Annotated in this window: 22 protein-coding genes and 1 tRNA gene; 8 read left to right on the forward strand and 15 right to left on the reverse strand. The window is 67.6% G+C overall.

Annotated elements, in window-relative coordinates; translation table 11 throughout:
- Positions 1-49 precede the first annotated feature (49 nt).
- From AC1MEQ_RS12680 to AC1MEQ_RS12690, 3 genes are read right to left on the reverse strand one after another with little or no spacing between them, the layout of a single operon-like run.
- Positions 50-928, reverse strand: a complete 879-nt coding sequence (locus AC1MEQ_RS12680; RefSeq protein WP_479796128.1) for a carbohydrate ABC transporter permease — start codon at positions 926-928, stop codon at positions 50-52.
- An 8-nt stretch (positions 929-936) separates the two neighbouring features.
- Positions 937-1890 (reverse strand): carbohydrate ABC transporter permease, encoded by a 954-nt coding sequence (locus AC1MEQ_RS12685; protein ID WP_479791152.1) that lies wholly within the window; start codon positions 1888-1890, stop codon positions 937-939.
- Positions 1891-1916: 26 nt separating this feature from the next.
- A complete protein-coding gene (locus tag AC1MEQ_RS12690; protein ID WP_479791153.1) occupies positions 1917-3194 on the reverse strand; it encodes an ABC transporter substrate-binding protein in 1278 nt (425 codons plus the stop codon).
- A gap of 118 nt (positions 3195-3312) precedes the next feature.
- Here AC1MEQ_RS12690 and AC1MEQ_RS12695 point away from each other — a divergent pair, with 118 nt between their 5' ends.
- The 4 genes from AC1MEQ_RS12695 to AC1MEQ_RS12710 all read left to right on the forward strand — a co-directional run bounded on the left by AC1MEQ_RS12695 (position 3313) and on the right by AC1MEQ_RS12710 (position 8498).
- On the forward strand, positions 3313-4536 hold the full coding sequence (locus tag AC1MEQ_RS12695; protein ID WP_479791154.1) for an ROK family protein: 1224 nt from the start codon (positions 3313-3315) through the stop codon (positions 4534-4536).
- A gap of 140 nt (positions 4537-4676) precedes the next feature.
- The gene (locus AC1MEQ_RS12700; protein WP_479791155.1) at positions 4677-5828 is read left to right on the forward strand and encodes a N(5)-(carboxyethyl)ornithine synthase; all 1152 of its coding nucleotides are present in this window, start codon (positions 4677-4679) and stop codon (positions 5826-5828) included.
- Between the two features lie 86 nt (positions 5829-5914).
- Entirely contained in the window at positions 5915-7123 is a 1209-nt protein-coding gene (locus AC1MEQ_RS12705; RefSeq protein ID WP_479791156.1) for an NAD(P)/FAD-dependent oxidoreductase, read from the forward strand.
- Between the two features lie 142 nt (positions 7124-7265).
- Positions 7266-8498 carry an MFS transporter gene (locus AC1MEQ_RS12710; protein ID WP_479791157.1) on the forward strand — a complete coding sequence of 411 codons (1233 nt, stop codon included), beginning with the start codon at positions 7266-7268 and terminating at the stop codon, positions 8496-8498.
- A gap of 30 nt (positions 8499-8528) precedes the next feature.
- Here the strand turns inward: AC1MEQ_RS12710 and AC1MEQ_RS12715 are convergent, their stop codons facing one another.
- Entirely contained in the window at positions 8529-8960 is a 432-nt protein-coding gene (locus tag AC1MEQ_RS12715; RefSeq protein WP_479791158.1) for a VOC family protein, read from the reverse strand.
- A 78-nt stretch (positions 8961-9038) separates the two neighbouring features.
- A complete protein-coding gene (locus AC1MEQ_RS12720; RefSeq protein ID WP_479791159.1) occupies positions 9039-9620 on the reverse strand; it encodes an AI-2E family transporter in 582 nt (193 codons plus the stop codon).
- A gap of 17 nt (positions 9621-9637) precedes the next feature.
- On the opposite strand from AC1MEQ_RS12720, the gene AC1MEQ_RS12725 reads away from it, so the two are divergent.
- From AC1MEQ_RS12725 to AC1MEQ_RS12735, 3 genes are all read left to right on the forward strand, one after another.
- A complete protein-coding gene (locus AC1MEQ_RS12725) occupies positions 9638-10018 on the forward strand; it encodes a hypothetical protein (protein ID WP_479791160.1) in 381 nt (126 codons plus the stop codon).
- A 111-nt stretch (positions 10019-10129) separates the two neighbouring features.
- Positions 10130-10258 carry a hypothetical protein gene (locus tag AC1MEQ_RS12730; RefSeq protein WP_479791161.1) on the forward strand — a complete coding sequence of 43 codons (129 nt, stop codon included), beginning with the start codon at positions 10130-10132 and terminating at the stop codon, positions 10256-10258.
- Positions 10259-10415: 157 nt separating this feature from the next.
- A tRNA-Ala gene (locus tag AC1MEQ_RS12735) sits at positions 10416-10491 on the forward strand.
- 77 nt (positions 10492-10568) lie between these two features.
- Here the strand turns inward: AC1MEQ_RS12735 and AC1MEQ_RS12740 are convergent.
- Complete coding sequence (locus AC1MEQ_RS12740; protein WP_479791162.1) at positions 10569-11321, reverse strand: SGNH/GDSL hydrolase family protein; 753 nt, start codon at positions 11319-11321, stop codon at positions 10569-10571.
- A gap of 185 nt (positions 11322-11506) precedes the next feature.
- Between AC1MEQ_RS12740 and AC1MEQ_RS12745 the strand changes: the two genes are divergently transcribed.
- The gene (locus tag AC1MEQ_RS12745; RefSeq protein WP_479791163.1) at positions 11507-12193 is read left to right on the forward strand and encodes a Type 1 glutamine amidotransferase-like domain-containing protein; all 687 of its coding nucleotides are present in this window, start codon (positions 11507-11509) and stop codon (positions 12191-12193) included.
- Between the two features lie 28 nt (positions 12194-12221).
- Here the strand turns inward: AC1MEQ_RS12745 and AC1MEQ_RS12750 are convergent, their stop codons facing one another.
- From AC1MEQ_RS12750 to AC1MEQ_RS12790, 9 genes are all read right to left on the reverse strand, one after another.
- Positions 12222-12848 carry a DUF2249 domain-containing protein gene (locus AC1MEQ_RS12750; protein WP_479791164.1) on the reverse strand — a complete coding sequence of 209 codons (627 nt, stop codon included), beginning with the start codon at positions 12846-12848 and terminating at the stop codon, positions 12222-12224.
- A 13-nt stretch (positions 12849-12861) separates the two neighbouring features.
- A complete protein-coding gene (locus AC1MEQ_RS12755; protein WP_479791165.1) occupies positions 12862-13371 on the reverse strand; it encodes an O-acetyl-ADP-ribose deacetylase in 510 nt (169 codons plus the stop codon).
- Positions 13368-13766, reverse strand: coding sequence for a hypothetical protein (locus tag AC1MEQ_RS12760; RefSeq protein WP_479791166.1), 399 nt, complete (start codon positions 13764-13766; stop codon positions 13368-13370). Before AC1MEQ_RS12760 ends, AC1MEQ_RS12755 begins: the two co-directional genes overlap by 4 nt.
- Positions 13767-13780: 14 nt before the next feature.
- Positions 13781-14299 (reverse strand): methylated-DNA--[protein]-cysteine S-methyltransferase, encoded by a 519-nt coding sequence (locus tag AC1MEQ_RS12765; protein ID WP_479791167.1) that lies wholly within the window; start codon positions 14297-14299, stop codon positions 13781-13783.
- A gap of 6 nt (positions 14300-14305) precedes the next feature.
- Positions 14306-15709 carry a DUF1731 domain-containing protein gene (locus AC1MEQ_RS12770; RefSeq protein WP_479791168.1) on the reverse strand — a complete coding sequence of 468 codons (1404 nt, stop codon included), beginning with the start codon at positions 15707-15709 and terminating at the stop codon, positions 14306-14308.
- Positions 15710-15871: 162 nt separating this feature from the next.
- Positions 15872-16132 carry a GlsB/YeaQ/YmgE family stress response membrane protein gene (locus tag AC1MEQ_RS12775; protein WP_479791169.1) on the reverse strand — a complete coding sequence of 87 codons (261 nt, stop codon included), beginning with the start codon at positions 16130-16132 and terminating at the stop codon, positions 15872-15874.
- Positions 16133-16270: 138 nt separating this feature from the next.
- A complete protein-coding gene (locus AC1MEQ_RS12780) occupies positions 16271-17800 on the reverse strand; it encodes a S10 family peptidase (protein ID WP_479791170.1) in 1530 nt (509 codons plus the stop codon).
- Positions 17801-17917: 117 nt separating this feature from the next.
- Positions 17918-19438 (reverse strand): sodium/proline symporter PutP, encoded by a 1521-nt coding sequence (gene putP, locus AC1MEQ_RS12785; protein WP_479791171.1) that lies wholly within the window; start codon positions 19436-19438, stop codon positions 17918-17920.
- A 176-nt stretch (positions 19439-19614) separates the two neighbouring features.
- Positions 19615-20532 carry a LysR family transcriptional regulator gene (locus AC1MEQ_RS12790; protein ID WP_479791172.1) on the reverse strand — a complete coding sequence of 306 codons (918 nt, stop codon included), beginning with the start codon at positions 20530-20532 and terminating at the stop codon, positions 19615-19617.
- Positions 20533-20668: the final 136 nt, after the last annotated feature.

Raw genomic sequence — 20668 nt, forward strand, 5'->3', positions numbered from 1 at the left:
AGGTCCTGCCTTTCAGTGGCTGGTTTCTGGGTGTTGGTGGTTGTGTGGATCACTTGATGGCGCCCTGGGTCACCCCGGACATGACCCAGCGTTGGGTGAACAGGTAGACCACGATGGCTGGTGCCATCGCCATCAGGTACGACGCGAAGGCGACGTTGTAGTTGTTGCTGAATTGGGTCTGGAAGATGCTCTGCAGGACGGGCAACGTCTGCAACGAGGCGTCGGAGGTGATGAGGAAGGGCATCATGAAGTCGTTCCAGGAGGCCAGGAAGGCGAAGATGCCCACTGTCGCGCTCATGGGGGCCAGTAGCGGAAAGACGAGTTTCCAGAAGACCTGCCAGGTGTTCGCCCCGTCCAATCGTGCGCTTTCCTCCAGCTCGTCGGGGATGGAGCGCAGGAATGCGGTGAACAGCAGGACGCTGAACGAGAGCTGGAACATGATGTGCAGGAGCGCGACGCCACCGGGGTTGTCCAGTCCGGCCATGCCCGTGAGCTTGATCTGCGACAGGGCCACCACGGGGAACGGCAGGAACATGGCGGCCAGCAGGTAGAAGAACGACCACCGGAAGAGACGCCGGTCCCAATTGCGCACGATTGCATAGGACGCCATCGAGGCCAGCAGGATGGTCCCGACGACGGTGGCCGCCGACACGAGGGCGGAAATGGTGAAACCTCGGGCGAAGCCGGTCAGCTCCCAGGCCTCGCTGAAGCCGGAGAGATCCACCGGCGCCGGAAGGGAAAAGGCATTTCCGTCCACCGCCTGGCGGGTACTCTTCAACGCCATCGTCAGAGTCACATACAAGGGCAGGAAGACCGTGACGCTTCCTGCCACCAACAACAGGGTGGCCGGCCAGTTGATATGGGTTCTGCGGGTTCGGGTACCACGTCCGAGGCGCCGGGAGGCAGGGGAAGTGGGCGCCTTCGGCATAGAGGTGTTCATAGTGCGGCCTTTCCGCGGGTCAGTCGCAATTGGAGGAGTGCGAGGACGATGGCGATGGCGAAGAAGATCGTGGCATTGGCCATTTGATAGGCGTAGTCCCCACCATCGAATCCGCTGAAGATCTTCATGGCGATGCTGTAGGTCGAGGTGCCGGGGCCGCCGTCGGTCAAGCCGACGATGATGTCGTAGGCGTTCAGGAAGTTCTTGAAGCTGATGATGGTGTTGATCATGAGGTAGCCGGCAATCAGGGGCAGGGTGATGTTCCTGAACCGCTGCCAGGCCGAGGCGCCATCGATCGCCGCTGCCTCGTAGATGTCACCGGGAATGGCGAGTAGCCCGGCCATGAAGATGAGCATGGACGAGGGGATGGCCTGCCACGCCGTCACCGCGACGATGCCCGTCCAGGCCAGGTCCGGGTTCGTGAGGATGCTCTTCGACAGGATCCCGATCCCCCACGCTTCGCCGAGGGCCGGCAGCGAATTGTAGAACAGGAACTGGAAGACGTAGGCGATGATGATGCCGGAAACGACCATCGGGACGACGAAGATGGCCCTCAGCGCCGCTTTGAACTTGATGCGTGCGGTCAAGCCGATGGCCAGGGCCAGCGATATGGCGTTGACCAGCACCACTGTCACCAGCGCGAACCCCAGGGTGAAAACATAGGCAGAGAGGATTGATGGGTCCGCGAAGGCAGCGATGTAGTTGTTGATTCCGATGAAGTCGAAGTCCCCGAATCCGATCGAATTGGTGAAGCTGTACACGATGCCCATGACGGCCGGCAGCATGATGGCCAGGGTGAACACCAGTAGGGTCGGAACCAGGAAAAGGTGGAACACGGGGTCGACCCGCCGACGCTTCGGCGGGCGGAGCGGGGAGGGGGATGGGTCCGCCTGTGGGGCGGCTGAGTTCGTCTGTGTGGCGAGCAGTGTCGCGTCGATGGTGGATGGCATGGGGAATCCCTTTCCTGGGTGCCGTGTTATTGCCGGAAGGCCAGTCGGGCCCAGTCCTGGTCGAGGGTGCGCAGGGTCCGCCCGACGGGGGCGCCTGCGGTAATGGACTGGATGTAGTTCTCCGTGGGAATCATGCGTGGGATGAATTGCGATGCGCCCATGTAGAAGCGAGATTGGTCGTAGTAGCCTCGCATCTGCGCGATTCGGGGGTCGGATTCCTCCCTGTCGTTCTTGCGGGTTCCGAAGCCGAGGAACGCCCGGTTGTAGCCATCTTGGATCTCCGGCCGCATCAGGAACGTCAGGAACTCCCGTGCGGCCTCCTGCTTGCGTGAAGCAGTGGGAATCCACAACGACAGGTCGATGTTGACACGGATCTTGCGGTCGGCGGGGTCGTTGGTCATGGGGAGCGGGAAGGTTCCCAGCTTGGCGTCCGGATTGGTCTTCGCTATTTCGCCGAAGGCCCACGGGCCCTGCATGAGCATTGCGGCCTTCCCGTTGGCCATGGCCGTGTTGCCATCCCCGTAGCCTCGGCTGCCTGCGTTGTCGTTCGAGAAGGCGGCCAGTGAAACCATGCGCTTCACGGGTTGGGCGAAGGTCTTCTCGAACGAGACGTCCGACGCGGGACCCACCCTGGTCCCGAGGTCGTTCATTCGGGAGTAGAAGTGCTCGACGTCCACCATGCCGCCGACCGAGTAGTCGAAAAGGCCTTGGGTGAGCGTCCAGGGGTCGCGGTAGGTGCCGTAGATCGGCACCACTCCCGTGTCGTTGAGTCGCTGGCAGAGCTCCAGCATGGCGTCCCAGGTTTCGGGTGGGGCCAGGGAGTGCTGGTCGAAGATCTCCTTATTGTAGATGACCGATGCCGCGGTCACCGAGTAGGGCAGGACGCTGGTCCGGCCCTCGTAGGTCGCGTACTGGTCGGCCAGCTGCTGGACATCCGGTCTGATCCTGGAGGCTTCGGGGAGGTCGGAGAGGTCCGAAAGCGCACCACGTTCCATGAACCGGGCCGTCTCGAGGTTGTAGTTCAGGGCCGCGATATCCGGCGGATTCCCCCGGACGAACCCTCCCGAGAGGCTGCTCGTGGCGTCGTGGACGACGCGGATACGGGATTGCGAGGCGTTGAATTGTGCGGCCAGCCGTGAGAAGTAGCCGATCGCCTCGGGCTTGGATTGGTGGAACGTGATCTCGGTGGGACTCTTGGCCGAAGAGCACCCTGCGAGGACTGCGGCGGCGCCGGTGGCTCCGAGCCCGGCCAGGAGTGTCCGCCGTGAAACGGTCGGCCGTGTGGATGCAAGCGTCGAGACCACGTGTTCTCCCGGTGAGGTCGTGTAGCGGGGCTACAATTTCTATGATGAATAAATCTAAGCTGACAATCAACTCTTGAGCAGCAATACTTGGGCATGGGAAAGGGGTGTGTCAAGGCTTATGCCGAAGGAAAACGTAACGACGAGCGCACCGAAGCTCGCCAACGCCGAGACCGTCATGCGCCATGCCTGGGACCACGCGGCCTTCACCGCCAGTGACCTCATCGCCGCAACGGGCCTGACCCGCTCCACGGTGATTGGACTCTGCGACGACCTGGTTCAACTGGGCTGGCTCGCCGAACTACCCAACGCCCGCAGCGCGGGAACGGATTACCGCAAGGGGCGCCCCGCGAGACGCTATGAGCTTCGCGGTGATGCCGGGGTCGTGGTCGGGGTTGACGCCGGCCCCCACAGGATCAGTGCCGCAGTGTCGGACTTGCGCGGGGTGGTTCGCGGGCGCGACGCCCGGGCCGTCGACCCGGAGGGAACGCCCGTCGCGCAGCGCAGGGCCACTGCCGAGGCGGTGGTCGACGCCGCCCTGGTTGCTGCACGGTGCGAGCCATCGCAGGTGATGTGCCTCGCGATCGGTGTCTCTGCCCCCGTCAACGCCGACGGGTTGTCCCCGGAAGCCGACGTGGACTTCTGGCAGCGGATGAATCCGGACTATTCAACCCTTTTTGCCGCGCGCGGCTGGCCGGTTATCGTCGAGAACGACGCCAATCTGGCCGCCCTCGCGGAGGGCGCCTGGGGCGCCGGCCGGGGGTACGGGTCCTATGTGGCGCTGGTTTCCGGCGAGCGGTTCGGTGCCGGATACGTCCTGGACGGCCAACTGGTACGCGGTGCCCGCGGTGGTGCCGGGGAACTGCACCTGCTCGATCTCGTCGAGGGGGTCGGCTCGGCCGACGGGCTGGGGGCCGTGGCACGCACGTGGGCGAGCGAGGCCTTCGCCTCGGGCCGATTCCCGGTGGACTCCCGTTTCCCCGGGGCCACGTCCGGTCAGTTCGACGCCGCGGAAATCTTCGAGGCTGCGCGTCAGGGGGAGCCCATCGCCTTGGAAATCGTCGAACGGCTGGCGCAGCGCCTCGGCCGCATCTGCGCGGTACTGGCCGGGCTGCTTGACGTTGAGCGGATCATCATCGCCGGTGCCGTTGCCCCGTCCACCGATCTCCTGCTCGAGCGGACCAGGCTCCTACTCGCGGAGCTCACCCATGCCCCGGTACCCGAGGTGGTGGCCTCGGACTTCGGTGACCGGGGCGTCGGCATCGGAGCGGTCGTCCGTTCGCTGTCCCATGTCAGGGACAACGCGATGTGGATCAAATCCTCCGCTGCCGCCACCGTGTGCTGACCGGGGTCCCCTCTGCGGGTCGGCTGCGGCAAGCAGGATCAACCGTCCCGCGCCGGGGACTCCGGATGCCGGGAGGCGCCAACCCCCGTGTAGCGTAAGGCCCACGGCGCCATGGCGGCGCCCCGAAACGGATGTGCACCATGGCAACAGCGAATAATCCCGTACTGGGCGTACTGGGCAAGTCCCGCAAGACCGATGAACACCGCGTCCCGATCCACCCGGTACATCTGGAACGGATCGCCCCGGGGTTGCGTGATCGCATGGTCCTCGAGGAGGGGTATGGCGAGCGGTTCGGGTTCACCGATGCCGATCTCGCCGCACTGGTCGGGCAGGTGACCACGCGGGCCGGGGTGATCGAGGCGGCCGATACCGTGTTGCTGGCCAAGCCGCAGGCGCGCGATCTCGAGGATTTCCGGGATGGCCAGACGCTCTGGGGCTGGCCCCACTGCGTACAGGACCGCGGGCTGACCCAGCTCGCCATCGACAAGCACCTGAGCCTGATCGCCTTCGAGGCGATGAACCACTGGGCGTCCGACGGCGGATTCTCCCTGCACGTCTTCCACAAGAACAACGAGCTCGCCGGGTACAGCTCGGTCATCCATGCCATGGCCCTCGCCGGGTTCACCGGCGACTACGGCCGCCGACGCACCGCCGTCGTCATCGGTTTCGGGGCGACGGCACGCGGCGCAGTCACGGCGTTGAAGGCCCATGGCGTCGCGGACGTCAGGGTCCTGACCAACCGCAAGGTCGCCTCGGTGGCCGCCCCCATCCACTCGGCCCACATGATCCAGTTCGACCACGACGGCGGCCCCTACCTCAGCGAGGTCATCACCGATGACCGGGGCCGGGTCCCGTTGGCGCCCTTCCTCGCCGAGAGCGACATCGTCGTGAACTGCACCCTGCAGGACCCCAACGACCCGCTGCTCTACCTGCGGGCCGGGGATCTGGAGGCCTTCTACCCGGGCAGCCTGATCGTGGACGTCTCCTGCGATGCGGGCATGGCCTTCGAATGGGCGCGGCCCACCAGCTTCGCCGACCCGATGTTCAAGGTCGGGAAGGACATCGACTACTACGCGGTGGACCACAGCCCCTCCTACCTCTGGGATTCGGCCAGCTGGGAGATCAGTGCCGCACTCCTGCCGTTCCTGGCCACCGTGATGGGCGGGCCCGAGGGCTGGGCCGGCAGCGAAACCATCACCCGGGCGATCGAGGTGCGGGACGGCGTCGTCGTCAATCCCGCCATCCTGGCGTTCCAGCAGCGCGGTCCGGAGTACCCGCACCTGGCCCTCTGAGCCCGGGGCTTGTGCGTTGTCGGCGCCCGGCCTACGTTGAGGGGAAGCGGCCCCATACGGGGCGCGGGCGGACCCGGGAGGTAGCCATGACAGCATCGGACGGCACGGTCATCATCGGAGGGGGCCTGGCGGCGGCGCACGCCGTGGCGACCCTGCGTGAAAACGGATACCCCGGCACCATCACGCTCATCGCCGACGAGGCCGTCGCCCCCTACGAACGCCCACCGCTGTCCAAGGACTTCCTCCAGGGCAAGCAGGAGGCGGAGGCCGCCATCGTGCACGACGGCGATTGGTATGCCGCGCACGATGTCACCTTGCTGCTGGGCGAGCATGCCGCCTCGATCGACCGGGCGGCGCACACGGTGACGCTGGACTCCGGTGCCGAGCACCGCTACGGACACCTGCTGTTGGCGACCGGAGCCGAGTCGCGCCGTCTGCACCTGCCCGGAGCCGGGCTGCCCGGGGTGATGATGTTGCGGCGGATCCCGGACGCGCAGAACCTCAAGGCGGCCTTCGCCGCCGGAGGGCACCTGGCCATCGTCGGCGCCGGGTGGATCGGGCTGGAAGTCGCGTCCAGTGCCCGGCAGGCCGGCATGGAGGTCACCGTGGTCGCCCCCGGCAGCACACCGTTGGGGAACATTCTTGGCGACGAGCTGGGAAACCACTTTGCCGACCTGCATCGCAGCCACGGGGTCGAACTGCGCCTGGGGACCCAGGTGACCGGCATCATCGAACGCGACGGGCGGGCAGCGGGATTGGAGACGTCCGCCGGAGACGTGGAAGCCGACGTCGTGCTCGTTGCGATCGGCGCCGTCCCCGCGGTCGGGTTGGCCGAGGCCGCAGGCCTGGAGACGGACAACGGCGTGCTGGTGGACAGCGCATTGCGCACCAGCGACCCCGACATCCTCGCCGCCGGCGACGTGGCCAACGCCGAGAACACCCAGCTGGGGCGGTTGCGCGTCGAACACTGGGACAACGCCATCCGGCAGGGCCAACTGGCGGCAAAGACCATCCTGGGCCGCACGGACCGCTACGACTGGCAGCCCTATTTCTTCACCGACCAGTTCGACCTGGGCATGGAATACGTGGGCCATGCCGGCCCGGACGCCCGGATCGTCATCCGCGGCGAACTGGATGATGGCGAGTTCATCGCGTTCTGGCTGGAGGACGGCGTGGTCACGGCGGCGATGAACGTGAACATCTGGGACGTCAACGACACCCTGCGGGCCCTGGTGGGCAGCAGCGTGGACGAGGACCGGCTCTCCGACGATGGGGTCCCGCTCGAGGACCTGTGATCCTCGGCGCATGGCGGCCATCGATGCGCGGGGAATGGACGCGGGTCAATAGACTGTTGTCCTCGGTACGCGCCACGGAAGCAACGAGGCACCTGGCCGGTCACCCACACCGCACCATGCTCTCGAAGGTAGGAAACGCCGCATGACCACCCCGCCACGCACCACCATGCTCTCCGGACGGCCGCTGCTTGTCGCGGTCGTCGCACTGGCGCTGGGCGGATTCGGCATCGGCACCACCGAGTTCTCCATCATGGGGTTGTTGCAGGAGGGCGCCGCGGACCTCGGCGTCGGCAACGCCGACATGGGCCTGATGATCTCCGCCTACGCGCTCGGCGTCGTCGTCGGTGCCCCGTTGCTCACGGCACTGGGGGCCCGCGTCGCCCACAAGACGATGGTCTCGTGGCTGATGGTGCTCTTCACGGTCGCCAACTTCTCCTCGTTCCTGGCCCCCACGTACGACACCATGCTGGTCACCCGGTTCCTGTCCGGCCTGCCGCACGGTGCCTACTTCGGGCTGGCCGCGATCCTGGCCGGGAATCTGGTGCCCGCCACGATGCGCGGGCGCGCCATCGCCTGGGTGATGATGGGCCTGTCGGTGGCCAACGTGCTCGGCGTGCCGGCCGTGACCTGGCTCGGCCAGCAAGCGGGCTGGCGCTGGATGTTCGCCTCCGTGGCCATCATCGGGGTGCTGACGCTCATCTCGATCCGCCTCTGGGTGCCCTTCAACCCGATCCACGAGGGGGCCAGCATCCGCCGTGAATTGACGGCGCTGCGCAGCGGTCGGGTCTGGATGGCCATGGCCACCGGAATCGTCGGCTTCGGTGGCTTCTTCGCCGTCTACTCCTACATCAGCCCGACCCTGACCGATGTGACCGGTCTGCAGGCCGCAGCGGTTCCGCTGGTGCTGGGCCTGTACGGCATCGGCATGGTGTGCGGGAACGTCCTGGGCGGCCGGCTGGCCGACTGGTCGGTGCACGGCAGCATCTACATCGCCACGATCGCCATGGTCGTGTTCATGAGCGCCTTCGGGCTGCTTTCGCCCTACCCGGTCCCCGCACTGATCCTGGTCTTCATTCTCGGCGGAACCGGATCGATCCTGGTGCCGAGCCTGCAGGCACTGCTGATGGACTCGGCCCCGAAGGCACAGTCGCTGGCGGCGTCGTTGAACCACTCGGCGCTGAACATCGCCAACGCCCTGGGAGCGGCGCTGGGTGCGGCGATCATCAAGCTCGGCTTCGGCTACCAGGCCCCGGCGTTCCTGGGGGCCGGGTTGGCACTGCTGGGGCTGTGCCTGGCGTTGCTGACCGCACGGGTCTTCAAGGCCCGGTCTGCGGCCGATGCACGGGCCGCGGAACAGGCAGCCGAACCGGCCTGAGGCGCAGCCCGTGCCGTCCGGGACGTGGCGTCAGCCGGCGTCTTGCGTGGCGGAGATGTTGAACATCCAGCCGACACCGAACCTGTCGGTCAACTGGCCGAAGGAGTCGCCCCAGGGGGCCTTTTCCAGCGGCATGGTGATGGTGGCGCCGTCGGAGAGCTTGTCCCACCAGCCCTGCAGGGTCTGGGCGTCCTGGCCCCCGGCCCCGTCGGAACTCAATGACGTGGTGCCGTTGGGGGAGGCCGGGTAGCCCTCGCCCGAGTCGCTGCCCATCAGGTGGATGCCGCGCTCGACATAGAGGGAGGAATGCATGACCTTCCGGCCCTGCTCGGGGTCCTTCTCGCCCATGCCGTCGGCGAAGGTCAGCACGCTCAATTCGCCGCCGAACACGGTGTTGTAGAACTCCATGGCCTCGCGCGCATTGCCGCTAAAGCTCAGGTAGGGGGTCAAGCCGATGCTCATGGTGTTGCCCTTCGGTGGGAAGCGGGCGCGGTGGCGCCCGAGATCATTCTTGCCTGAGGCCCGGGCGTTGGGAAGAGGTCAGCGGTTCTCTTCGTGGCCTTCGCGCACGGCAGGCGACCCGTCCCCACGAGCAGGCTCCGCCGTCGTGCTGGGGTCTTCCGGCGGTGCCGGGGCACGGGCGGCTCGTGCCGGGGTGGGCCGTGGGGGTGCCTGGCTGGAAATGAGTGCGTTGATCCACCGGGCCTTCGGATCGGCGTCGACCAGCAGTGCCTTGAGCAGCAGGGTTGCCGGTAGTGCCAGCAGGGCGCCGAGCCAACCGAACACCCAGTACCAGAACAGCAGCGACAGGAACGAAACGGTGGGGGTGACGCCGACGGACTGGCCGGTGAACTTGGGCTGGATGATCGACTGCACGGTGAAGTTCAGCAGGCTGTAGGCCGCGACGACGGCGAGTGCCGGTCCCGGCCCGCCGTCGAGCAGGGCGAGCAGCGCCGGCGGGACCAGGCCGATGACGAAACCAATGTTGGGGATGTAGTTGGTCAGGAACGCCAGCACTCCCCAGACCCAGATCAGCTCGATGCCGAGGATCGCCAGGACCCAGACGTCGAGCAGGGCCACGATGAGGCCGAACACGGTGGTGACGATCCAGTAGCGGCGCACCCCCCCGGCTGAAGGCCATGATGGCCTCGGTGAAGCGCGGGTTCATCCCGCTGATCACGCTCAGGCGACGTCGGATCTGGGTCGAGTCCATGCCCAGGAAGAACACGGTCATCACCACGGTGGCGAGCAGCGTCATGACGGAGGAGACGTTGTTCAGCACCGGGCGCACCAGGTTGACGATGCTGCCGGCGTTGATCGACTTGAGTTGGTCGACGAGCATCGATTGGCTGATGCCCATGGTCCCCAGCCATGTCGAGACGTTCTCCCAGAGGTCGATGAACTCCTTGTTGTACCGGGGCAGCGCGAGCAGCAGTTCGCTGCCGGCCCATGCCGTGGCACCGAGGAACACGAGGAGCAGCGCCAGGACGATGAGGACCGTGAGGATGGCCGCCAGGTAGCGGTGCACGAAGCGGGACATCAAAAGCTGCAGCGGATAGGCCACGATCATCAGGTTCAGGCCCAGGAACACCGGGGCCACGATGCCGGAGAGGCCCTGGAAGAAGTGCAGCGTGATGGCCAGCCCGGCCAGCCCGAGGCAGATCAGCACGAAGCGCGGCATCGGCGCCCTGGGCTCGGCGGCCGGTGACGGGTCGTTCGCCCTGGTTGGTTCCATGGGTTGGTCGTTCCCCCTGCTGTAGTTCGGATCCCAGCTTACGGCGGGGCGCTCGGCGCCAGCATCGGTCCATGGGATGAGATGTGCAGGCGGTGCATGCTCCGATTGGCGCATCGTGGCCCGGGTGCTGTAGATTATTGAATCGTCCCGGACGTCGAAAGACGTCAACAGGGGCATCCTGCGGGGGTATGGCGCAGTTGGTAGCGCGTCTGCATGGCATGCAGAAGGTCAGGGGTTCGAATCCCCTTACCTCCACCACGGGAGAAGGGCTTTTCGGTTCGCAAGAACCGGGAAGCCTTTTTCGCTTCCACCCGCCTTCCCGGCTCCGACCCGCCTCATCGGCCGGGCGCACGCCGCAATCCCGCCAGAATGCGGTCGGCGATCGCCCGATGTCCGTCGGGGCCGACGTGGATGCGGTCGGCCTGCACCATGGCCGGGACGACGACCGCTGGATCAAGCAGCGAGATGTGTGTCCCGCCGACGTCGTTGACCGCGTCGGCGACGGCCCGGTCCATGCTCCGGGCCAACGGGGCGTTGCCGGCCGGCCAGCTGGGCCCCACCCCGACGATCCGTGCCTCCGGGAAGAGCGTCGCCGCCCGGCGGTAGGTCCGGGTGATGGCCCGTTCCCCGGCTGCCGGATCCACCCTGTAGACGGCCGCATCGTTCTGGCCGCCCGCGATGACCACGACGTCCGGATCCAGCCCCTGGGCGGCGACGATCCCCAGCTGGTCCGCATAGCGCGGGCAGTGGGGCTGGCGACAGGCGAAGTGTGGCGGGCTCGCCAGGTAGCCCGTCCCGCCCAGCGCCCGGTTCTGCTCCACCCACCCCAGGTCGGAGGACACCAGCGAAGTCCAGCGCAGTTCCTCGCTGCCCACACCGACGCCGTAGGAATAGGAATCGCCGATGAACAACGCGGTCGATCCCGGCGGCAGCGCCTCGGCCGTCGAACCGGGCTCGGACCGCGGGGTGGGGCCGACCTGCTGGTGGGGGATCGGGGCCAGCACCATGACCAGGACCACGACGCCCAGGACGGCAGCCAGGACGGCGGCGCCGGCCAGGAGCCATCGCCGTCGTGCAGGTGTTTTCATCGCGTCGGGCCCTCCCGGGGTCGTGTTGTCGGCGACGTTACCGGCCGGGGCCGACGGCGCGGTAGCGACAGGGTGTCCGAGGGGTGAACGGGCGGACCGGATCCTTGTACCGCCGGCGGGGAGCCGTTAGTGTGCGGACAGCATCGTGCCGCGGTGCGGCCCGGTCTCCGGAAGGACCACTGACCATGAAATTCCTGCTCACCTCCGCGGGCATCACCAACGACAGCATCGCCCGGGCGCTCGTCGGATTGCTGGGCAAACCCGTGGCGGAGTGCCGGGCACTGGTCATCCCCACCGCCATCTACTCGTTTCCCGGGGGCGGGGACATGGCGTGGCAGGCGATTTCCGGAACGGCGCCGAACCCCCTGTGCGGGTTGGGCTGGAAATCCCTGGGCGTGCTGGAATTGACGGCGCTTCCGACCATCCGCGAGGAAAATTGGCTGCCCGCGGTCCGGGAGGCCGACGCGTTGCTGGTCTGGGGTGGCGACGTGCTCTACCTGTCCCATTGGATGCGGCGGTCGGGGCTGGCCGAGCTGTTGCCGTCCCTGGAGCGGACCGTCTACGTGGGCATGAGCGCCGGGAGCATCGCGGTGACACCGTACAACTGCGACGCGGAGTTCGACCTGGGTTTCGTGCCGGAGGATAGCGATCGCGGTGCGGAAGCGGAGCATGGGCTCGGGTTGGTGGACTTCACCCTGTACCCGCACTTCGGGAACCCGGAGATGGAGGACACCTCCGAGGCCAACATCGGGCGGTGGGCCGCGGGCATCCCGGTCCCGACCTACGCCATCGACGACCAGAGCGCCATCTGCGTGGACGCGGGAAAGGTCGACGTGGTCTCCGAGGGAACGTGGAAGCTCTTCACGCCCTGATGGCGGGCCCCCTCGGGACGCGGTGGGCTCAGTTCCCGTCCGCCAGCCGGGTCGGCTGCAGCAGCAGGGACTGCCGGCGCTGGTGCACGGTCAGGTAGCGCAGCCCCTCCTGGCCGGCGGTGAATGCACGGCGGGAGCGGCGGGGCAGCCAGACCAGCGCGCCGGGCACCAGCTCCACGTCGCCGCGTTCGGTGGCCAGCGTCCCGGACCCGCCGAGCACGTGGATCATCACGTCGAGCTCCGGTCCGGCAAACGGGTCGATGGTTCCGCCGGGGCCCAGCGCGATGATGTTCGAGTCCAGGTCGCGCTCGCGTACCGGCACGTTCCAGACGGCGCCGGACACCTCGGGGTCCCCCGTCCCCGCCGCCACGTCGTTGGTGTTGAGCAGCACCCGGGGCAGAGGCGTGCTGGCGAGCTTGGTGATCCGGATCCGCCACGCGCCCGCCGCAGTGTCCAGGTAGTCCCACCCGTGGCTGCCGGGGTGGTCGGCCTCGAACTCCTCGCGCAGGTGCCGCGGGTCGTGGTCGTTGACCAGGACGAAGGAACCACCCACCGGGAGTTTCACGTAGGCGGTGAAGATTGCGGGGTGCCGCGCGGGCTGGGGCAGCTCCCGGGCGTCGAGTTCCGGAATAGCGGTGGGATCGGTCGATGGCATGGGTGGTGCTCCTTTATTCCGTGTGGGCCTGAAGGGCTGCGGAGACCCGGTGGTGGTCGGCGGTGGAGTAGGCGACCAGCAGGACGCGTTCGACCGCGGTGGCCGTGCCGGTGATCGCCTCGACGGCGGCGGCGACCGCATCGTCCAGTGGCCAGCCGTAGACGCCGGCACTGATCAGCGGGAACGCGACGGACCGGGCCCCCAACTCATCGGCGACCTCCAGGCTGCGCCGGTAGCAGGAGAGCAGCAGGGAGCGGTCGCGCTGCCCGGCCGCATGGTTCGGCCCGACGGTGTGGATGACCCAGCGCGCGGGCATCCGTCCGGCCGTGGTCCACCCGGCGTCCCCGGTGGCCAGTCCGCGCGGGAAACGCGCGAGGCAGTCCGCCAGGACCTCGGGCCCTCCCGCCCGGTGGATGGCCCCGTCGACGCCGCCCCCGCCGCGCATGGCGGTGTTCGCGGCGTTGACGACGGCGTCCACCTCCTGGGAGGTGATGTCCCCCTGCACTGCCGAAAGCGTGGTCATAGTTGCTGCTGTCCTCCCACCCAGTCCACTACCGGGGCGAGCGTCGCGAGGGCCGCTGCGCCCTCGTCCTCGTGGAACAACGTGATGTACGGCCGTTCGGCGGGCTTGAACAGGCGCTGGTAGGACGCGGCGTCGCGGGTGCCTCCCATGACGACGACGGCGCTGTTCCGCTCGGGGGCTATCGACCGGGCCAGGGCCACCCCATGGAGGCGGCCGAATTGCGGTGGCCCGACGAGCACCAGGGCGTCGTAGAAGACGATGTCGTTCGCCGCCGCGTTGCGGACCTGGACCTGCTCGGCGAGATGTCCCGCTGCGCGCAGCGCGTCCTCCAGCGACTGGGCATAGGCGCGGGTCGGCGCGTGGCGGGCGTAGTAGACGATGGCGACGGTGCGCATGGTCCCTCCTGGTTTCAAAACAACGCGGGTTGGTCCTCGGCCGGGGGCAGGACGCCCTCGAGCCGGAGGAGGAAGAGCTTGCGGTCGATCCCGCCGCCGTAGCCGGTCAATGATCCGTCGGAACCGATGACGCGGTGGCACGGGACGATGATCGAGATCGGGTTGCGCCCGTTGGCGGTGCCGACCGCTCGCGTTAGATGCGGGTCGCCCAGCTCGGCCGCCAGCTGCCCATAGCTGCGGGTCGTCCCGTACGGGATCGCGGCCAGCCGCTCCCACACCCGGTGCTGGAACTCGGAGCCCCGCGGATCCAGCGGCACCGAGAACGTCGTGCGGTTTCCCGCGAAGTAGTCGCGCAGTTCGTCCATGGTTTGGGCGATGACCTCCGGTATCCCGGAACCGGAGACCTCGGTGCCCTCCGGCGGGCCGGGCGGGACGTGCGCATGGTTTTCCATGTGAACGGCGCTCAGTCCCCGGTCGGTGGCCGTGAGGCGCAGCCTTCCGATCGGCGACTCGATGTGCGCGTACACGACCATGGCGGACTACCTCGTGATGGCCGCGAGCGCGGCATCCAGTTCGGGGTACTCGAACGTGAACCCGGCCCGGTAGAGCCGCCGCGAGGTGGCATGCCGGCCGGTCAATCCGAGCGCCGGATCACTGCGCAGCGCGGCGGCACCGAGCCTGAGGAGCGGCTCGGGGGTGGGCAGGCCGAAGCGCTTGAGCGGTCCCGCGGCTAGGACCGAACGCAGTTGGCGCATCAGTTCGGCATTGCGCACCGGTCGCGGGGCGGAGGCGATGACGACGCCGTCGGGCAGCTCGATCCCCGGTTCCAGTCCGAGCCCGGCCCGCACGATGCGCAGCCAGTCCACCAGGTGGATCCAGCTGAACCATTGGCGTCCCGATCCCACGGGGCCGCCGAGTCCGGCGCGTGCCAGCAGTGCCAGGCGATCGAAGGCCGGGGACTCCTGCTCCAACACGACGGCGGTGCGCAGGATGGTCGCGTGGGCCGCGTTGGCGCCGTTGAGTGCCTCCTCCCAGGGACGGGCGACGCCTGTCATCTGCGGCAGCGCGTCCCTGCCCTCGGGCACCGGGGAATCCTCGGTCAGCCGGTCGTCGCCGGCGTCGGAGTAGATGGCCGTGGTGCTGGCCTGCACCCAGCGGGCCACGGGTGTGCCGAGCTTTCGGCTGGCCTGGACGAGCGTGCGGGTCGCATCGACCCGGGAATCGCGCAGCTCGGCGATCGCCTCGGCCGTCGGGCGGACATCGACCAGGCGGCCGGCGAGGTTGACCAGCGAGACGTCCCCGGCGGCGTTCTCCAGCTCGGAGGCCCACGCGCCCTGGCTGCGGCCGTCCCACGTGGCTTGGCGGAACGGGGAATCGGGCCGCGGGGTGCGGGTGAGGATAACGGGATCCAGGCCGCGGCAGAACAGGTCGGCGGCCAGCCGGGTACCCAGGAAACCGTTCCCGCCGGCAATGACCACGCGACGTGAATGGTCGCTGATTCCCCCGGCGAGACGATAGAGGCGGGCACAGTTCTCCGCGAAATGGGCGGCCAGGGGCTTGGCTGCGGTTTCGGTGAACAGGGCCGAGCCGTAGCCCTCGATGGCGATCTTCTGCGTGAGGAGGGTGCCGCCGTCGTGCCCGCGGATTTCCCAGTGGACGAGCAATCCGCCTCCGGGTTGGTGCTGGCGCCAGGCGAACGAGGTGCCCGGCTGGCTGCGGGTGACCACGGCATCGGGGGCGGTGCGCGAGTGGACGGCACCGATGAGCGGCGGGTTGGGGGTGAAAGCGAGCCGGGTGCCCGGAACCGCTGGTCCCTGGTGCTCGGGGACCAGCGAACGGACCGCACGGTTCCACTCCGGCAACCGGGCCGGGGCGGAGATGATGCGCCAGATGTCCTCGGGGGGTAGTGCGAGGAGATGGTGCTGAGTGCGGTTCCAGGCCATGCTTTCAGCTTAGCGTCCCAGCGCGCTGCGCGCCGTGGGTGTCGAAAGCCTTACTTTCGTACTAGCCGCGAACGGTCGGTCGGGGTGGCCAGGGGGCCGGACGCGGACGAGGTGGCCACCCCCCGCGGGGATGGCCACCTCGTCAGGTGGTGCGTCGTGCTGTTAGGCGGTGCGGCGCTTGGTGATGAAGCCCCAGATGACCAGGACGATCAGCGCGCCGACGATGGCCCAGATCCAGGACACGATGTCGAAGAATCCGGCGGTACCGCTGCCGAAGAAGCCACCGATCCAACCACCGAGGATGGCGCCGATGACGCCGAGGATCAGGGTGGCGATCCAGCCGCCGCCCTGTTTGCCCGGCAGGATCGCCTTGGCGATGGCGCCGGCGATGAGTCCGAGAAGTAGAAAAGCCAGGAAATTCATGCTGTCCTCCTTGCGTTTCCCACATGCTGTGGGCTGTAGTCCCCGGGGGGCATTACGTCCCCGATGCGACAACTGGTGATATTACCAAAAGTCGTTGACGAGGGCAGTTGTTCCGGTGCGTCGACTGCAAATCGTTGCCTACCTGGCTTCCCGTTCCCGGGGCGCGACGAACTCGGCCAACGCGGCGGACTGTGCCAGCCGGCACTCGTTGTTGAGGTACATCATGTGCCCGGCCGCGTGGTAGTGGTGCGAGAACCGCGAACGTGCCTGCTCCGGCAGCTGCAGGTGGGCCCACGTGTACTCGGTCGCGGCGAACGGGGTGGCGCCGTCGAAATAGCCGTAGTCCACGTGAACGCGCAGGTCCGGCAGGTCGACCATCAGCCGTTCCAGATCCCCGGAGACGTCCACCGGCGCCCCCTCGAACGTACGGTAGCTCCAGGGCCGGACCCGGCCGGTGAGCACCTCGTAGGGCAGGTCGGACTCGTATCCCAGCTCGACCCGGACGTAGTGGTTGATGGCGGCGGCGTAGGGCCCGGTGATGGCCCGCATGCTCGGATCCTCCCACGTGTGGGATTCGTGGACGCGGGGCGGCTGTGCGGTGAACCGCCCGTCGATCCGGCCGACGAGCCGCCCCTGGTCGCGCAGCAGCTCGGTGGCGAACTCCATGTAGTCCCAGCGCAGGTTGGTCCGGCGGATGAAGGTCTCGGACAGGGTGGTCAGTTCCGCGAGGTGGCGCACGACGGCGTCATGCTTGCGCTTGGTGAGCCGGTTCCCCAGATGCAGGGCCAGCACGTAGTCCCCGGAGGCGTAGTCCTGCGCGTCACGCACGACCTCGGCCAGGGGGCGATTCGCGTGCCGGCCATGGTGGTGCGCAATGGCCGCGTAGGTGGGCAGGTGCAGCGCATAGGGGGTGTCGTTGCCCGGTTGGAAGTCCAGGGTGGAGAGGTTCAGCACGGTGCTGATCAAACCGAGCCCGTTGACCGCCAAACCGTGGGCGTCCAGGAGGCGGCGGGCGACGGCCACGGCGCGGAGGGTTCCGTAGCTTTCGCCGATGAGGTACTTGGGGGACAGCCACCGGCCGTTGCGCGTGGTCCAGAGGCGGATGACCTCCGCGACCAGGTCGCGGTCTTCGATGAACGCGTGGAACTCGTCGGTCTTGCCGCCGTCGACCACCCGGGAGTAGCCGGTGTCGACGGGGTCGATCACCACGAGGTCGGCATGTTCGAGGATCGACTCGGGGTTGTCGACGAGGTCGTACGGAGGTGGGGTCATGGACCCGACATCGCCGGAGTCCACGCGACGCGGACCCAGCAGTCCCAGATGCAGCCAGAGGCTGGCCGAACCGGGCCCGCCGTTGAAGGCGAAGACGACCGGTCGCGGGTTGGGAGCATCGGGTGGGTCGTGTTCGGCCGTGTAGGCGACCACGAAGATCTCGGCCTTGGGCAGATGCCCGTCGATGGTCCCGTCCGAGGTTTCCTCCCGGCGCAGGACCATCCGGCCGGTGGTGCTCGTATAGGCCAGACCCGAAGCCGTCTGGTGTGGCCGGGTCACGAAATCGTCGGCGACCCCTGGCGAAGCCGCCGGTGGCGAGGTTTGCCCCGGGGTCGCGGGTACGGCGTTGGGTGCGCCGGTCGATTCGTGGTCCGTGGGGGACATCTGCTCAGCCATGACCCCGAGCGTACAGCAGGGAAACACCCCGGAACCGGGGTGTCTCCCTGCTGTACGCCGGCCGGACCGGCGCCCTGGTGGTGCGCGGGTTCCTGCCGGAGTGGTGGCGGGACCGGGTCAGCTGCGGACAGCCGCTTCCGGGGTGCCGGCGACCTGGGCCTCCATGGCGGAGAACTCGCCTTCGATGACCTCATTGCGCTTGTGCGTCATCCTCGAGACGACGACGGCGACGATCATGTTGAGCGCAAAGGCCGGGACGATCTCGTACAGGAAGTCGTGCATTTCGGGGATCTTGCCCCACACGAAGACGGTTGCCGCGCCGACGATCATGCCGCTCAGGGCGCCGACGGAGGTCAGCTTGCGCCAGTACAGGCTCAGAATGACCAACGGGCCGAAAGCGGCCCCGAAGCCGGCCCAGGCGAAGGAAACCAATTGCAGGACGCTGGCTTCGCGGTCCAGGGCGATGAGGAAGGCGATGACGGCGATGACCAGCACGCCGGAACGCCCCAGCATGACCTGCTTCTTGGCCGTGGTCTCCCTCCCGACGATGTTGTACAGGTCCTCCACCAGGGCGGACGAGGAAACGATCAGCTGCGAGGAGATGGTCGACATGACCGCAGCCAGCACCGCCGCGAGCACGAGGCCGGCGATGAAGGGGTGGAAGAAGATCTGGCTCAGCAGCAGGAATACCGTCTCGGGGTCGGTGATCTCCTTGGCGGGATCTCCGGCGAAGTAGGCGATGCCGACCAGGGCGGTGGCGACCGCGCCCAGTGCGGATATGGCCATCCAGCTGATGCCGATGCGGCGGCCGGCCTTGGCATCGGCCGGCGTGCGCAGCGCCATGAACCGGACGATGATGTGCGGTTGGCCAAAGTAGCCCAACCCCCACGCCGCGGCCGAGACGATGCCCAGGATCCAGAGTCCCGTCGGGTCGACGCCGAGGCCGTCGAAGAGATTCAGGGCCCCGGGCTTCGCGTTGCGGATGCCCTCCATGGTGGCTCCGATGCCGCCGGTGGCGATGACACCGACAATGGGGACGGCGACGAGTGCCGCGAACATCAGCAGACCCTGGGCCACGTCGGTGAGTGTTGCGCCCAGGAACCCGCCGAAGAGCGTGTACGCCAGGGTGACGACGGCGACCGTGACCATGCCGATGAGGTACGGCCAGCCGAAGGAGCTCTCGAAGAACTTGCCCGCGGCGACCATGCCGGAGGAGACGTAGAAGGTGAAGAAGACCAGGATGATCAGCGAAGCGGCGATGCGCAGGATGTGCGAGTTGTCCTTGAGTCGCTTCTCGAAGAAGCTCGGGATCGTGATCGCGTTCTGCGAGACCTCCGTATAGGAGCGCAGGCGAGGGGCAACGAACTTCCAGTTCAGCCAAGCCCCGATGGTCAGGCCGATCGCGATCCAGGCCTCGACCAGTCCCGAGACGTAGATGGCTCCGGGAAGGCCCAGCAGCAGCCAGCCGGACATGTCGGAGGCGCCCGCGGAGAGCGCCGCGACGCCGGGCTTCAGGCCGCGGCCGGCGAGCATGTAGTCGTCGAGGTCCTTGGTTTGGCGGAAGGCAAAGTAGCCGATGCCGAGCATTGCGGCGAGATAGACGACGATGGCCGCAAGCTGGAATGCTTGTTCAGACATGATGTTCCTCAATGGTCCGGTGGGTGGAGGGTCCTCCGGGGGATGGCCCCGGATGGTACGTCCGGAAGTGTGTCAGTGAATACCGGGCGATGCGAGTGCGCGATTCCCCGAGTATGGCACCCGAACTTCCTGAAGTGTGAGCGTCGTCACGACGGCGTTACCCTTTCGTGACTTCTTTATTGGTAGCCAGGTGACAAGATTTCAACTTCGCGGCCCAGCGCCCGGCGGACCGCCTCGATGCCCGGATGCCGTGCGCTGGAGTGGCGCATGGAGGTGAAAATTGAGCGCTGGGGCCGGCCCGGCAGATCGGCGAGCCGGACGGTGGGCTCGCGGTGCGCCCAGACCAGATCGGGCAGCAGGGCGACCGCGTTGCCCGATTCCACGAGGCCGATATGGGCTTGGAGGTCCGCTGTCTCGTACCGGACGTCCGGCTCGAATCCAGCTAGCCGGCATGCCTGTTCGGCCCAATGCCGCGAGGCCGCACCGTGCGGTTCCATCACCCACGGCAGGGCGGCGGCCTCGCGCAATGTGGAAACCCTGTCGAATTCCGGCGGAGCGTCGTGGGCCGGCAACGCGAGGCGGATGTCGTCGTGCGTGAGGATCTCGCGGTCCAGTTCGGCGTAGTGCGCGGCAGCGTGTTCCGGATACTGTTCGGCCACGACGAGGTCGAAATCGCGGGCCCAGGTCTCGTGCAGCGCGGTTTCGGGTTCGTGTTGGACGACCTCCACCCGCAGGTGCGGGTGCTCCGTGCGCAGGGTGCGCAGCGTCCGCGGAAGCAGGGCCAGCGCCGCGGTCTGGAAGGTGGCCAGGCGGACGGTCCCCGAGACCAGGGGCAGGGTGCTGGCCAGTGCGGCCTCGGCACGTTCGAGCGATTCGAGCAGCTCGGTGGTGTGGGCGACGAGGACCTGGGCCTGCGGCGTGAGCTGCAGGCGGCGGCCGCTGCGCCGCAGCAGCTCCACACCCGTCTCCTTCTCGAGCAGTGCCAGCTGTTGGGAGACTGCCGACGGGCTGTAGTTCAGGGCGGCGGCAACCCCGGCGACCGTGCCGCGGATGCTCATTTCCCGCAGCAGGCGCAATCGTCTGACCTCGAGCACCGACACCACCTCCCGATCGATCCGGAACCGTAACTTTTACTTCATCCCATTCTTCACTAATCGTTGCTTTTACTTAATACATAACGGCCGGATACTGAATCTGTGGGGGACTGCCCCACGCCGCGCAGGCCGGTAG

Source organism: Arthrobacter sp. ASL1 (assembly GCF_056680475.1).

Coding starts and splice junctions, on each gene's coding strand:
- AC1MEQ_RS12680 (WP_479796128.1), bottom strand. CDS start 928: ATGCCGAAGGCGCCCACTTCCCCTGCCTCCCGGCGCCTCGGACGTGGT.
- AC1MEQ_RS12685 (WP_479791152.1), bottom strand. CDS start 1,890: ATGCCATCCACCATCGACGCGACACTGCTCGCCACACAGACGAACTCA.
- AC1MEQ_RS12695 (WP_479791154.1), top strand. CDS start 3,313: ATGCCGAAGGAAAACGTAACGACGAGCGCACCGAAGCTCGCCAACGCC.
- AC1MEQ_RS12700 (WP_479791155.1), top strand. CDS start 4,677: ATGGCAACAGCGAATAATCCCGTACTGGGCGTACTGGGCAAGTCCCGC.
- AC1MEQ_RS12705 (WP_479791156.1), top strand. CDS start 5,915: ATGACAGCATCGGACGGCACGGTCATCATCGGAGGGGGCCTGGCGGCG.
- AC1MEQ_RS12710 (WP_479791157.1), top strand. CDS start 7,266: ATGACCACCCCGCCACGCACCACCATGCTCTCCGGACGGCCGCTGCTT.
- AC1MEQ_RS12715 (WP_479791158.1), bottom strand. CDS start 8,960: ATGAGCATCGGCTTGACCCCCTACCTGAGCTTTAGCGGCAATGCGCGC.
- AC1MEQ_RS12725 (WP_479791160.1), top strand. CDS start 9,638: ATGATGGCCTCGGTGAAGCGCGGGTTCATCCCGCTGATCACGCTCAGG.
- AC1MEQ_RS12740 (WP_479791162.1), bottom strand. CDS start 11,321: ATGAAAACACCTGCACGACGGCGATGGCTCCTGGCCGGCGCCGCCGTC.
- AC1MEQ_RS12745 (WP_479791163.1), top strand. CDS start 11,507: ATGAAATTCCTGCTCACCTCCGCGGGCATCACCAACGACAGCATCGCC.
- AC1MEQ_RS12750 (WP_479791164.1), bottom strand. CDS start 12,848: ATGCCATCGACCGATCCCACCGCTATTCCGGAACTCGACGCCCGGGAG.
- AC1MEQ_RS12755 (WP_479791165.1), bottom strand. CDS start 13,371: ATGACCACGCTTTCGGCAGTGCAGGGGGACATCACCTCCCAGGAGGTG.
- AC1MEQ_RS12760 (WP_479791166.1), bottom strand. CDS start 13,766: ATGCGCACCGTCGCCATCGTCTACTACGCCCGCCACGCGCCGACCCGC.
- AC1MEQ_RS12765 (WP_479791167.1), bottom strand. CDS start 14,299: ATGGTCGTGTACGCGCACATCGAGTCGCCGATCGGAAGGCTGCGCCTC.
- AC1MEQ_RS12770 (WP_479791168.1), bottom strand. CDS start 15,709: ATGGCCTGGAACCGCACTCAGCACCATCTCCTCGCACTACCCCCCGAG.
- AC1MEQ_RS12775 (WP_479791169.1), bottom strand. CDS start 16,132: ATGAATTTCCTGGCTTTTCTACTTCTCGGACTCATCGCCGGCGCCATC.
- AC1MEQ_RS12780 (WP_479791170.1), bottom strand. CDS start 17,800: ATGGCTGAGCAGATGTCCCCCACGGACCACGAATCGACCGGCGCACCC.
- putP (WP_479791171.1), bottom strand. CDS start 19,438: ATGTCTGAACAAGCATTCCAGCTTGCGGCCATCGTCGTCTATCTCGCC.